At 65.3% G+C, this 12442-nt stretch carries 14 protein-coding genes and 1 pseudogene; 5 read left to right on the top strand and 10 right to left on the bottom strand.

Annotated elements, in window-relative coordinates; genetic code table 11:
* Together V7116_RS23100 and V7116_RS23095 are read left to right on the top strand one after the other, a co-directional pair.
* Positions 1 to 1349, top strand: a 1349-nt coding sequence (locus V7116_RS23100; RefSeq protein WP_324394349.1) for a hypothetical protein, incomplete at its 5' end; no start/stop codon positions are given.
* A 129-nt stretch (positions 1350 to 1478) separates the two neighbouring features.
* A complete protein-coding gene (locus tag V7116_RS23095) occupies positions 1479 to 2660 on the top strand; it encodes an LCP family protein (protein WP_324394348.1) in 1182 nt (393 codons plus the stop codon).
* Positions 2661 to 2854: 194 nt separating this feature from the next.
* Here the strand turns inward: V7116_RS23095 and V7116_RS23090 are convergent, their stop codons facing one another.
* The 3 genes from V7116_RS23090 to V7116_RS23080 are packed head-to-tail and all read right to left on the bottom strand — an operon-like array spanning position 2855 to position 5551.
* Positions 2855 to 4123, bottom strand: coding sequence for a hypothetical protein (locus tag V7116_RS23090; RefSeq protein ID WP_324394347.1), 1269 nt, complete (start codon positions 4121 to 4123; stop codon positions 2855 to 2857).
* A complete protein-coding gene (locus tag V7116_RS23085) occupies positions 4120 to 4686 on the bottom strand; it encodes a class I SAM-dependent methyltransferase (protein ID WP_324394346.1) in 567 nt (188 codons plus the stop codon). The genes V7116_RS23090 and V7116_RS23085 overlap by 4 nt, the downstream gene beginning before the upstream one ends.
* 13 nt (positions 4687 to 4699) lie before the next feature.
* Positions 4700 to 5551 carry a hypothetical protein gene (locus tag V7116_RS23080; protein WP_324394345.1) on the bottom strand — a complete coding sequence of 284 codons (852 nt, stop codon included), beginning with the start codon at positions 5549 to 5551 and terminating at the stop codon, positions 4700 to 4702.
* A gap of 237 nt (positions 5552 to 5788) precedes the next feature.
* Between V7116_RS23080 and V7116_RS23075 the strand changes: the two genes are divergently transcribed.
* Together V7116_RS23075 and V7116_RS23070 are read left to right on the top strand one after the other, a co-directional pair.
* Positions 5789 to 6112 carry a hypothetical protein gene (locus tag V7116_RS23075; RefSeq protein ID WP_324394344.1) on the top strand — a complete coding sequence of 108 codons (324 nt, stop codon included), beginning with the start codon at positions 5789 to 5791 and terminating at the stop codon, positions 6110 to 6112.
* Between the two features lie 8 nt (positions 6113 to 6120).
* On the top strand, positions 6121 to 7302 hold the full coding sequence (locus tag V7116_RS23070; RefSeq protein WP_324394343.1) for a hypothetical protein: 1182 nt from the start codon (positions 6121 to 6123) through the stop codon (positions 7300 to 7302).
* Here V7116_RS23070 and V7116_RS23065 read toward each other — a convergent pair.
* A complete protein-coding gene (locus V7116_RS23065; RefSeq protein WP_324394342.1) occupies positions 7299 to 7826 on the bottom strand; it encodes a flavodoxin domain-containing protein in 528 nt (175 codons plus the stop codon). The two genes, V7116_RS23070 and V7116_RS23065, sit on opposite strands and share 4 nt — an antisense overlap.
* Positions 7827 to 8040: 214 nt before the next feature.
* Between V7116_RS23065 and V7116_RS23060 the strand changes: the two genes are divergently transcribed.
* Positions 8041 to 9069: a hypothetical protein gene (locus V7116_RS23060; protein WP_324394341.1), complete on the top strand. Its 1029-nt coding sequence runs from the start codon at positions 8041 to 8043 to the stop codon at positions 9067 to 9069.
* A gap of 7 nt (positions 9070 to 9076) precedes the next feature.
* On the opposite strand, the gene V7116_RS23055 is transcribed toward V7116_RS23060, so the two are convergent.
* From V7116_RS23055 to V7116_RS23025, 6 genes and pseudogenes are all read right to left on the bottom strand, one after another.
* Positions 9077 to 9709, bottom strand: a complete 633-nt coding sequence (locus V7116_RS23055; protein WP_324394340.1) for a class I SAM-dependent methyltransferase — start codon at positions 9707 to 9709, stop codon at positions 9077 to 9079.
* Between the two features lie 31 nt (positions 9710 to 9740).
* Positions 9741 to 10368: pseudogene (gene hisIE / locus V7116_RS25930) on the bottom strand (bifunctional phosphoribosyl-AMP cyclohydrolase/phosphoribosyl-ATP diphosphatase HisIE).
* Positions 10361 to 11134, bottom strand: coding sequence for an imidazole glycerol phosphate synthase subunit HisF (gene hisF, locus V7116_RS23040; RefSeq protein WP_324394337.1), 774 nt, complete (start codon positions 11132 to 11134; stop codon positions 10361 to 10363). The pseudogene hisIE and the gene hisF overlap by 8 nt, the downstream one beginning before the upstream one ends.
* 64 nt (positions 11135 to 11198) lie before the next feature.
* Positions 11199 to 11537, bottom strand: coding sequence for a hypothetical protein (locus tag V7116_RS23035; RefSeq protein ID WP_324394336.1), 339 nt, complete (start codon positions 11535 to 11537; stop codon positions 11199 to 11201).
* Between the two features lie 299 nt (positions 11538 to 11836).
* Positions 11837 to 12142, bottom strand: coding sequence for a hypothetical protein (locus V7116_RS23030; protein WP_324394335.1), 306 nt, complete (start codon positions 12140 to 12142; stop codon positions 11837 to 11839).
* Between the two features lie 11 nt (positions 12143 to 12153).
* On the bottom strand, positions 12154 to 12442 hold a 289-nt coding region (locus tag V7116_RS23025), incomplete at its 5' end, for a HisA/HisF-related TIM barrel protein (protein ID WP_324394334.1).

The following is a 12442-nucleotide window of genomic DNA, read 5'->3' as shown; positions in this document are numbered from 1 at the left end:
GACGCACGCTGCGCGGCAGTCTGCGCGGCGTGCTCACCGGGCTGCTGGCGGTCACGCGCGGCGTGCAGCGCGGCTTCGAGACGGTGCTGCCCGGTCCTGACGAAAACGGTAAACAGCGCATCCCGACCAATCTGGCGGTCAGCATGGCGATCCTGATCCCGGTGGTGATCGTGATCGTCGTGGTAGGGCTGTCGCTCTCTGAGCGCGGGCGCACCGATTTCATCGCCTACCTCAACCGCGCCGAAGAAGCGCACCAGACCGCGTTGACGGCGTCGGGTGGATCGTGCGAAGACAAGAGCCTGCGTCCCCAGTGGCAGGAAGTGCTCGATCTCGCCAACGAAGCGGCCAAATTCCGCCAGGACGACCTGACGCTGCTCCAGATCCAGGCCGACGCGCAGAACTATCTCGACTGTTTTGACGACGTGCAGCGCCACAACGTCACGCTGATGCGCACCTTTCCCGAGGGCGCGGAGCTGCACGGCCCGATCGTGCACCTGGGCGTGGACGTATACACGCTCGATGTGGCGCACAGCGCGCTCTATCACGATACGCTCGACGACGGCGGTGACGCGCTGCTTGGCGTCGAGGAAACGCCCGTCTTGCAGCGCGGATCGGCGGTGGGGTCGTTCGTCGTGGGCGACCTGTTCGACGTCGAGTGGCTGCGCAGCGGCGGCACCGTGCACGACAACGTCGCCATCGCGCTCGACACGGACGGCATCCTGTTCACCTATTCGCCCGCCTGGGGATCGACCTCCCAATCGCTGGTGATCGATAACCGCTGGCAGAATCCGGTTGCTATCTCGGTGTTCGAAGAGAACATCTACGTGATGGATACCGGCGCGAACCAGATCTGGAAGTACGTGCCCAGCATGGGCGACCGCCGCTATAACCTCGCCCCCGAGGAGTATTTTACCGGCGCGACGACGCCCGACCTTACCGGCGCGGTGGACTTCGGCATCAGCGCGGACGAAGGTGCGGTGTACATCCTGTTTGACGACGGCACGATCAGCAAATACCAGCGCTCGGCGCAGGATGAAGTCGAGACGCGGCCCTTCGACTATAACCAGAAGCCCGACGGCGCGATCGTGGGTGGAGCGGCGCTGTTCATCGACAACGATCCCGCCGCACGCTACCTGTACATCGTGGATCCGGTGCAGCAGACGGTGTACCAGACGTCGTGGGGTGGGCGCTTCGAGAGCGGCTACCGCCCGCGCAACGAGCCGTCCGCGTTTTTCAACGCCTCGGGCGTGTTCTCCGATGCGGTGACGAACAACAACCTGTACGTGGTGGCGGGCAACAAGCTCTACCACATGTACGCCGTCGAACCGGCGGCGCAGGACGGACAGTAAGATCGCGGCGGGATCGGCGGATGTGTCAGGCAAACGGCGCGTAAGCGCGGGGCGATGCCCCAGCCGCCACGGTATAATGACCACTAGATAAAGTACGACCGGTCGACACGAAGGTAGACGGAGTGGTGTATGCGAGTTCCCCGGTGGCTGTTAGCGTGGGTGTTCGGGTTCAGCGTGATCGCAGTGGGCGGCGCGTTCCTCAGTTACACGTTCGTGCGCGACCGCGCGGTTGAGCTGGACGACGTGCTCGATCTGCCCGATCCGCCACAGTTGGGATCGCACAGCAGCAGCGTCCCCACGGCGACGATCGTCCCGGCAGCGATGGGTGCGGTCGTGATCACCGAGGAACCGGCGCAGCCTGACGAAACGCTGCCGCTGGCGACGGAAGCCGCCGGGGCGGACGTGACGCCGGAGGCCGTGGTCGCCAGCGCCGAGAATTCCTCGCCCGAAAACGCGGCGATTGCCCCCTGGGACGATCCGCGCCGCGTGACGGTGCTACTGTTGGGCATCGACCAGCGCGAAGGCGAAGAGGGCACGTTCCCCACCGACACGATCATCCTGTTTTCGGTCGATCCGGCAGGTCAGACGGCGGCGATCCTGTCCATCCCGCGCGACCTATGGGTCACTTACCCCGGCGTGGGGCAGACAGGCAAGATCAACGCGGCGAACATCGTGGGCGACACGGTGAACTATCCCGGCGGCGGCGGTCCTGCCCTGGCGATGAAGACCGTCACGGCGGTGACGGGCGTCAACGTCGATTATTACGTGATGATCAATTTCGAGGTGTTTACCACGCTGATCGACGCTATCGGCCCGGTCGAAGTGTGCCCCGAAAACCCGATTGACGACGACCAGTACCCTGACGGCAGCTATGGCGTGATTACGATCCACTTCGACGCGGGCTGCCAGGATCTCGACAGCGAGCGCCTGCTGCAGTACGCCCGCACGCGCCACGGCGACAGCGACATCGACCGCGCCAGCCGCCAGCAGGAAGTGATCATGGCCGTGCGCGACAAGGTGCTCACGCTGGGCGGCCTGCTCGACCTGTTCCCCGTGGCGACCGATCTGTGGGAGTCGGCGCAGAAGAACGTGCGCACGAACATGTCGTTCGCGGATATGCTCAGCCTGGGCCTGACGGCGGAGGGCATCCCGTCGGAGAATATTCGCCAGGGGCAGATCTCGTTCGAGGACGTGCAGACGGGCGTCTCGCCCGATGGCGAGGACATCCTGCTGCCGATCGCCACCGACATCGGCATTCTGGTGCAGGATCTGTTCCGTCCGGCGGGCGCGCCGTCGATTCGCGGGCAGTAACGCGCGGCGATTCAGACTATTCCGATCTTCCGGCGGGAGGGGCGACAGCTTCTCCCGCTTTTTGTTGGGTGCTGAGATTTCCCAGCAGCAGCAGAGGATGTTTTTGCCCCTCTCCAACCCAGATTGGAGAGGGGCAGCGAGCGTATGCGAGCGGAGTGAGGTCTGCTCTCGCTTCTTTGATCTCAGATCTCACATCACGGCAGCACGGCGTTGAAGAAGGGATACGTTTCCAGCGTGGCGATCTCGTGCGGGCGCACCGGCACGTCGAGCAGCCCGAAGCTGAGCGTGAAGCCGTCCTCGCCGCGCGTGCTGAAGACGTACGTGTCCGGATCGGCCCAGACGATCCCCGCGACGGACGTGTCCGTCGCCGGAAAACGCGATGGCTCCGCGCCCGGCTGGCCCAACCACCACTCGCCCGGCGCACCGCTGCCATAGACGAAGCGATCCCCCTGCGGCAGCCATGTCGCCAGCGTCAGCGCGTCCAACCCGCCCTCGGCATACGCGGCAGGCGACGATCCATCCCGCGCGGCAATCATCAACTGGAACGTGTTTTGATCCGGCGTGGCGCGGCGCGCGAAGTAGGCCACGTATGCCCCATCCGCCGAAAACACGGGCAGTCCGAAGAAATCCGCCTCGACCCGCCCGGTGGGCTGTGCATCGCCGTCCACCGGGATCGACCACAGCGCCGTAGCGGGATCGTCCCCACCGCCGTAGACCAGATCGGCGGGCGGCAGGGCGGCCAGCAGGCCGGAGCCGTCCGGCAGCCAGCGTAAATCGGGATGCCAGCGTTGTTCGCTGCCCGTCGCCACGGCGGGGAAGTCCAGCACGCGGCGGCGCTCGCCTGTCGCCGGGACGTACAGCGCGATCGTGCCCGGCGCGGTTTCGTACTCGCCCGCCGACGCCAGCGCGAGCATTGCGCCATCCGGCGAGGCCGCGATCAGCCCGCCGTCGCCGTCCGCCAGCAGGCGTTCCGGCATGCCGCCGCGCGGATCGACGCGCCACAGGTCGTCCGCTTCGCCCATGTGTAAACTGTCGCCGCTCAGGGTGGTGAAGTAGATCGTCGCGCCGTCCGGCGACCACACGATCTGCGACAGGCGGCGCGTCTCGCCGTTCCCTGCCAGCGCCGCCGTATCCACGAGCTGCCGTTCGGCGGTGCCCGCCGCGTCGCTGATCCACAGGCTGCGCGGATCGCCTTCTGGCCCGCGCAGGTAAGCAACCGATGCGCCATCGGGGGCTAGCAGGGGCCGGATCACGCCGCCGCTGGCGATCCGGCGCGGCAGGTCCTCGCCGCTGCGCCACACGACCAGATCGCCGTCTGCGGCCCAGGCGACGATCAGCGGCGTGTCCGGTGTGGGGACGTCCGGCGTGGCGGTGGGGCGCGGATCGGCGCGGTTCAGCGAGCAGCCAACCAGCAGCAGCGCGGTAATCAGGGCTGCCAGCGCCACCCGCCGCACGTTGATCACCCGCTTTCCGGCTTGCGCGCGACGACGGCGCTGGTCGTGCCTTCGTCGGAAGTGGCGAGGATCTGCCAGCCGGGGAAAAAGCCCGGCAGCTCGCCCAGTTCGAGCGTATGCGCCGCGCTGGCGGAGGGGTGACGCTCGCGCCGCCGGACGTTCAGCGTCTCGTAGATCACCAGCCCGCCGGGCCGCATCCGCTCGCGGATGGCCGGGAACAGCCCCCGGTCGAGGAAGCGGTAGACGTACACGAGGTCGTACGTCCGGCGCGGCAGCATGTAATCGTCCAGGTCCGCCTGGATGAAGTTCACGCCGCCGATCCCCTGGCGCAGCATCTCGTTGCGCGCCTTGCGCAGCGCGTTGAAGCTGAGGTCGAACGCATCGACCTGATAGCCGTGTTCGCCCAGCCACAGCGCGTCCTGACCCAGCCCACACGCCAGTTCCAGGGCGCGGCTGCCGGGATGCGCGGGCGGCGCCCAGCGGATCAACAGCGGGTTCGGTTCGTGTTCGTGCGGGTGGCGCGGCGTTTTGCTGTACCGCACCTCCCATTCTTCGCGGTCGGTGAGTGCCATCGAGAGGTCCGGTTTACCTGCGCCCGAAATAAACGGGGATGTAATCCAGGGCATCTGGAATGGCCTGCATCGCTTCCTTATCGCCGGGCATCAGCGTCAGGCGCGGGTTGCGCTCGCGCAGGCGGTGTACCTGATACGCCTCGCGCACGGCTTCCAGCGTGGGGGTGCGCCAGTTATCGGGCAGGTCGAGCACGTTCGCCGCCGCCCGGACGCGCTGCCCGGCGAGGCTGTTCCAGACGTTCTGCTGCTGGCCCATCATCATCGCGCGGGCCTGGGCCTGTTCGTCGCTGTCGCCGCCGCCCCCGCCGATCTTGCGGAACAGGTTGCCGCTCATCTTCTCGAACATCTTGGCGGCCTTGTCGGGATTCACGTCTTTTTGCTGGGCCAGCGCTTGCAGTTCGGGCGGCAGCGCGTCCATGCCCAGCGCGACGACCGGCGGTTGGTCGCTGTCGATCACCGGCACGTCGATTTCTCCGGCAAACGCGCGCCGCAGTTGATCCGGCGATTGGTCCGGCACGAGCGCGCCTGCGATGGCTTCCGGTTCGGTGTGGCGCACGCCGTTATGGACCAGCGCGAACCCGCCGTCCTCAGGTGTCAGCCAGCCGTGCAGCACCGGCACGCCCAACTGCGCGCCGAGCGCCTCGATCACGTTCGCGGGCACGTCGCCCAGCACGCGCACCCAGCCGTCCTGCGGCGGCGCGACGAAGACGCGCACCATCTCGCGCAGGCCGGGCGGGGTGCCCATCCCGCCGGGAAACGGGTCGTAGGCGCGGTAGCCCTCGTCTTTGAGCAGCGACCGCAGCGTCTCCGCGACCGGCGCGGCATCCGTGAGGGGAAGATAAAGGCTGTGCCAGGTGTCAGACATAAAACGCGCTCCGAGATCAGGTGTATCCATGTAGGTGAGGTTGAGTGTACCCGATTTGATGCGGAGGGCAACGGCAGGAAAGGCAGTCGTCAGTTTTTAGTTTTCAGTCGTCAGTCGAGGCAAGCGCCCGGGTTTATGCCCCCGTTCGTCCCCCGCTGATCCGCGCGATCCGCGTGCTTTGCGCGGGGCGGTATGGTATCCTTGCCGTGGCGTTGGTCCAACGAAGGAGGACGAGGCGTGGACTTTCTCAAGAAGTTATTTGGCGGCAGCAGCCGGATCACCGAAGGCGACCCCGACGGGCTGTATTATTACATCCGCTCCAACCAGACGGGCGAAGTGATCCGCGTGCGGCTGCACCGTTACAATGACCTGTCGCAGAGCGATGACGAAGCGGGATTTTTCGCGCGTAAAGTCGCGGTAGGCTCCAAGAGCTTTGACCGCATCGAGATCGGGTTCACGTTCGACAAGAAGCGCCAGCTTACCAACGCGGACGTGACCGGCGGTCAGTTGGTCGGGCGCGACGAGTACGAGGCGTATCTGGCCGGGCACGGCGAAGCGTAGCGGCGCGTATGGCATCGATCACCCCTCCCACCCGGACGTGTTTGCTGCTCGATGTGGACGGCGTGCTGCTGCATGCCGCCGGTTATAAAGTCGCGCTGCGCGATACGGTCAACCATTTCACGGCGCAGATGGGCCTCCCCGCCTGGGGGCCGGACGAAGACGAAGTGTCGTTGTTCGAGGCGTGCGGCATCACCAACGAGTGGGATTCGGGCGCGATGTGCCTCGGCGCGCTGCTCGCGGTGGCGCTGGCGGACGCGCCTCACCTGCGCCGGGGGACGCTCGACGAGACTCTTGCGGCGGTCGCGGAGGCGCGTCTGTCGCTGGCCCGACCGGATTTCCGGCACACGGCGCGCCTGCTCCGCGATCGCCAGACGGACGGGCTGCATCCCGCCGCGATCTACCTCGCGCTGCTGGGCGAGCAGCTTTCCGCCGAAGATCTGCCGCTGTTTTCCGCGCTGCTGGCCGATGTGTACTCCATCGACGCGCCCACGACGCGCGTCTTCCAGACGCACACGCTCGGCAGCGAGCGTTTCGAAGAGACGTACGGGTTCCCCGCGCCGTTTGAAAGCCCCAGCTATTTGAAGGCGTACGATGTGCCGCTGCTCTCGGATGAGTCGCGGGCGCGCCTGCTCGACTGGCACGCGCAGCCGGGTCACGGCGCGGTGGTGTTCACGGCGCGGCCCAGCCTGCCGCCCGCCGATGTGCCCGATCGCGTTTTGCGCGGCTATCCGCCCGAAGGTGAGCTGGCAACCGAGCTGTTGGCCCTGGACGGCCAGTTGATTCTCATGGGCCAGGGGCGGGTGAGCTGGCTGGCGGCGCAGAATGGGCGCGACGTGACGGCGTACGTCAAGCCGTCCCCGGTGCAGGCATTGGCCGCGATCGGCGCGGCGGTGTCCGGCGAGGAAAGCACCTCCCTGCATGCGGCGGCGGACTTCGTGGAACGCGGTCTGATCGGCGGGCCGCTCGATCTGCTGCGCGAGGGCCAGACGCACGTGATCGTGTGCGAGGACGCGATCAATGGCATCCGCGCGGCGCGGGGCGCAGTGGACCGTCTGCGCGCGGCGGGCCTTGACGTGACGTTCGAGGCGGTCGGCATCTCGCCGCACCCTGACAAGCGCGCGGCGCTGGCCGCCGTCGCGGATCGCGTCGTGGATGACATCAACGCCGGGCTGGCGGAAATCGGCGCTTAGCTGCTCTGCGGCGCAAGCTGCACGGCGAGATCGCGCGCCCAGGCGCGGATCGCGTCCCAATCGCGGTGATCGCCCGCGTCCCACACGCCGGTCGCAATGCTGATGCGGAACATGATCCGTTTGCGGAACGACGGCACTTTGCTGAGATCGAGCCGCCCGGCGAAAAACCCCTCGCTGACCGGCTTCACCAGCGCGCGCACCGGGTTCAGCCAGTCCACCACGGCGCGGCGATAGTTCTCGTTTTTCATCGCCAGCGTCATGCACACCAGAAACGCGGCGAAGGGCTTCTGCGCCAGCGTCGTCTGGTGCGTCCGCACGAACTGCATGGCCTCCGGCAGCCACTGCCCGTCTTGAATCGCGCTCCCGGCGACGACCGCCCGGTAAGGGGTGAGATCCTTCACGTCCTGCATAGGGCGCACATCGACCTGCGCGCCGCTTTCCGCCAGGACTTTTCCGATTGCCTCCGCCACCCCGATCGTTGACCCGGTCCGGCTGGCATAGGTGACGAGGATAGTATTTGCCATCAGCCTGCCCTTTCGTCTGGTACGCGGCTCCTCTTTCACCCTAGCAGAGCTGCACGGTCACGACTAGTGTGAGTCATCACCTTCCGGTGGGCGTCGAGTATCTTGACCGGAACGGGCGCGTATGGAAACTCGCCCTTTTTTGCCGGATTCTTGAGCATTCGGGGGGTGTTCATTACTATGAACGTATCGCCGGATTGTCCAAAAGCAGGTTGAGATGGACTTCAAACCGCTTATCGGCGCACTCTCGACGGCTGAAGAAGCCGTTTTGCTGGTGGGCGCTGGCATCTCGTACGGCAAGATACCAACGGGATACCAGCTTCCCATACAATTTGGCGAACAGCACCGGGAGTTGATGCGGGCGCTTGGGCTGTTTGAGGACTGGGAAAAAGCATATGGAGTTAAGGATTGGACGGTCCAAAAACCCTTTGTCGAAAAACTGGTAGACGCATTTAGCCAGGAAGAAAATCTCGCCCTTCAGCAGACCCTTGTCGACTGGATGCAGCGCTATAAGAACATGATGGGCGCACGCTCGAATATCCACGCGACGTTTGTAATCGCGTGGCTGCTGGGCATTTTCGAGCATTTGATCACGACGAATTGGGACTTTTTACTGGAATGGCAGATCGATAAGATTTACTACGATCCTCGCAAGCATACGTTCCCATTCGAACCTTCGGAATTCACGTTCAAAAACGGAACGAGTTACTCGATCGATCCCGATAACTTGTATGTTCCGGAACCGCTAGACGAGGATGAAGAGGAGTTTTTCTGGGCCCCGCGCTGGGACATTATGTCCACGCCGGGTGATCTGGATCGCTTGCAGGAGTGGACCCGCCCCCTGTGGAAGATTCACGGCAGCCCCTTTTTCTTGGCGTGCCCAAAGTGCGGCGGGCAGAGTTACTGGCAGGTGCGTAAACGGCGGCCTCGTGTAGGCGATCCCTGCCCCGTCCATCCCGATCAGCGCCTGGAGCCTGAAATCACGTTTTGGGGGCAGAGCATCGACGAACCGTACCCGGAAGTATGGGGCGAAGTGAAAGCGCGCCTGGAACGGGCGGACCTGATCGTCGTGTGTGGGTTGAGCGGCAGCGGCAGCGACTCCTATATCCGCAGAGTGGTCGAGGCCAATGCCAATGTCTGGCTCGTGAATCCCAGCCCCGGCGATTGGGACCTAAGCGCGGTCCATCACGTGAAAGCGAAGTCTGCCCAGTTCGCTGCCAGGTTGCGCGGGGCATTTTTGACATGATTGCAGGTTACCGCTCTAGATCCGCGATCACCGCATACCGCTCGTCCGAGACCGTCTTGCCCCAATAGGCAGGGTTGGCGGCAAGATCCTGCACCGATCGAACCGTGATCCCTTCGGGTAGCGCCGCCTCGACGTCGGCTGCGTGCAGCCCGGCCCCAGTATGCCAGAAGCCCTCGATCAACATCAGGCGTCCCGGCGCGGCGAGCAGATCGGCCCAGTGCCGCAGCGCCTGTGCCGGATCGGGGAGCGCCCACAGCACGTGGCGGCACAGCACTACGTCGAACGTCCCCGGCTCAAAGCGGGGCGACGCGGCGTCCATGACGTGAAACGGAATGTCACAGCCTTGCGCACGGGCCTTGGCCTCCGCCTGGGCGATCATGTTGGGCGACACGTCGATCCCGGTCACGGTGTGGCCCAGTTCCGCCAGAATGACGCTGAGCGATCCCGTCCCGCAGCCGACGTCCAGCACCGTTTGCGGCCCGTTGGGCATCCACGTGCGCAGTAGATCGGTCCAGGCACGCCGCGCCTGCGGATCGCGCAGGCCGTGGTCCGGTTCTGTGTCGAAGGACGCTGCCATATCGTCCCAATATTGGCGGATGTCGTGCTGCGGGTCGCCGTCCGGCGGGTGAGCCTGGCCCATTCCGGTCTCCTTGATGCCTGATGCGGCCCGGTTATCCCGGCTTGTGCCGCCGCTCAAGCTCCGCGGCGATGTCGTCGGGCGTCAGCCCGCGCTGCGCCAGCAGCACCAGGCAGTGATACGTCAGGTCGGCCATCTCGGAGATCACGCGCTCGTCGCCCTGACCCTTGACCGCCAGCACGACCTCGATCGCTTCCTCACCGACCTTCTTCACGATCTCGTCTTCGCCCGCATCGAACAGGCTGTTGGTGTACGACCCCGGCTTGGGGTTCGCCTTCCGATCCTCGATCTGCGCGAACAGACGCGCCAGCATGTCACTCATTTTCAAACTGCTCCAGGGTGCGGAAAAAACAGCTCACATTGCCGGTATGGCAGGCCGGACCCGCCGGGTTGACCTTGACCAGCACCGTATCGGCGTCGCAGTCGATCCAGATGCCCGTCACCGCCTGCGTATTGCCGCTGGTGCGGCCCTTGTGCCACAGTTCGCGGCGGCTGCGGCTCCAAAAATGCGTCTCGCCCGTCTCGACCGTGAGGCGCAGCGCGTCCGCGTTCATCCACGCGACCATCAGCACGTCGTTGGTCCGTTCGTCCTGAATTACAGCAGGAACCAGCCCGGCCTCGTTCCACTTGAGCCGGGGCAGAACTGCGTCCAGATTAACCATTCACTGCCTCCACCAAACGCACGGCCACGCCGCGCTCGTTGAGATAGGATTTCACCTGCCCGACGCTGAGTTCCTTGTAGTGGAACAGGCTCGCGGCCAGCGCCGCGTCCGCGCCGCCGTCGGTCAGGGCGGTGTAAAAATCGTCGAGCTTGCCCGCGCCGCCCGACGCGATCACCGGGATCGACACGGCGTCCGCGATGGTGCGCGTCAGGCGCAGCTCGTAGCCGTCGCGCGTGCCGTCGCGGTCCATGCTCGTCAGCAGGATCTCGCCCGCGCCGCGCCGCTCGCACTCGCACGCCCACTCGATCGCGTCCAGGCCGGTCGGCGTGCGCCCGCCGCTGACGAACACCTCGTAATTCGAGCCGTTCCATCGCGCGTCGATGGCGACCACGATGCACTGCGAGCCGAATTTCTCCGCGCCCTCGGTGATCAGGTCCGGCGTGCGGACCGCCGCGCTGTTGATGCCGATCTTGTCCGCTCCGGCCAGCAGGGTGGCGCGCATGTCGGCCACAGTGCGCAGGCCGCCGCCCACGCAGAACGGGATGAAGATCGAGTCGGCTACGCGGCGCACCACGTCGAGCATGGTATCGCGGCCCTCGTGCGTGGCGGTGATGTCGAGGAACACCAGCTCGTCCGCGCCTTCGCGGTCGTAGATTATCGCCTGCTCGACCGGATCGCCCGCGTCGCGCAGATTGACGAAGTTGATCCCTTTGACGACGCGCCCCTCGGCCACGTCTAGGCAGGGGATAATGCGCTTGGCTAACATAGGCTGCTCCTGAGCGATTAGCGGGCGGTAGCGATTAGCGTTTGGGCCAGTCGCAGTCGATCCCTTAGGCTGCATCTTCCAGCGTGCTGATGATCATGGTCCCATACGACACGGAAAGCTCGAATAAATCGGTCGTGATGATGGCGGGGCGACCGTGATCGTTTTCGCCCACTAAAAACCCGATCACGTCCGCTTCTACGTCCCGCTCGTCGATTTCATCCTCGAAAGCATCCCACCGGATCCCGGCGCACGCCTCAAATGTAACTCGAAAACGCCTCGGTGCTTCCGGATCGTAAAGGCAGGTCAGCACGACTTTCCGACCCCACAGCAGGATTTGAACGCCGGTGATAAAGATACCCGCGGGCGGAACACCCATCAGCCGGTAAATTTGCAGCCGGTCCATCTGCCGGATCTCCCCTTGTTGCAGCGTCCCAGACGCGATTACGGGCGGTGCCTGTCGGGGCGGGTTGATGCGCCTTAACCTTCAAATCCGGACAAAACCAGGGCGGGTTTCTAACCCGTCCCTACAAATCCCCGTTGGGCGCTGCCTGTCTCCCCTCTCCAACTTGATTGGAGAGGGGCCGGGGGTGAGGTCGCGGTGCTGACCGGATTATTTTATTAAACGGCGTCTATACGCCTCTACGGAGCGCATCGGGCATTGCCGTAAGGGCAATTCACGAATGGCCCTGCGCCCGATCGGCCCTAATACGCCCCGACGAACCCGAACACGCGCCACGCGATCATCACGAACAGTACCAGCGACGCGACGAGATCCACCGCCAGCCCGGATACGACCAGCCGCAGCACCACGATCAGCACGCCCGCCGCCAGCAGCGCATAACCGAGCGTTTGCTCTTTCGCGCGCCAGTCGGGGCGCTTGAGCGGCTCGACGCGGCGGCTCTTGGCCGACCTCACGTACAGGCTGCGCGCCCATTCCGGCGTGGCGAGCGTCACCGCGCCCGCCGCGAGCAGCAGAATCCCGTACCAGATCACGTTAATTTGCGGCATCGATTCGCTTCCTAACGCGGCGCAGACGCGATCCCGATCGCGTCTTCCAGCGTGAACTTATGCTCGTACAGCGCCTTGCCGATCACCACGCCCGCGATGTTTCCGGCCAGCCGCAGCCCGGTCAGGTCGTCCAGCGACGCAACGCCGCCCGACGCGATCACGCCCAGGCCCGTGTCGCGCGCCAGCCGCGACGTGCCCTCGACGTTCACGCCCGACAGATCCCCGTCGCGCGAGACGTCGGTGTACAGCGCGTGGCGGATGCCGTCCCCGACGAAGCGGTTGCCCAGATCGGTCGGCGTC

Source organism: Aggregatilinea sp. (assembly GCF_036822615.1).
In the GTDB taxonomy this organism is placed as follows: domain Bacteria; phylum Chloroflexota; class Anaerolineae; order Aggregatilineales; family Aggregatilineaceae; genus Aggregatilinea.
This window is presented reverse-complemented; position numbering and strand designations above follow the sequence as displayed.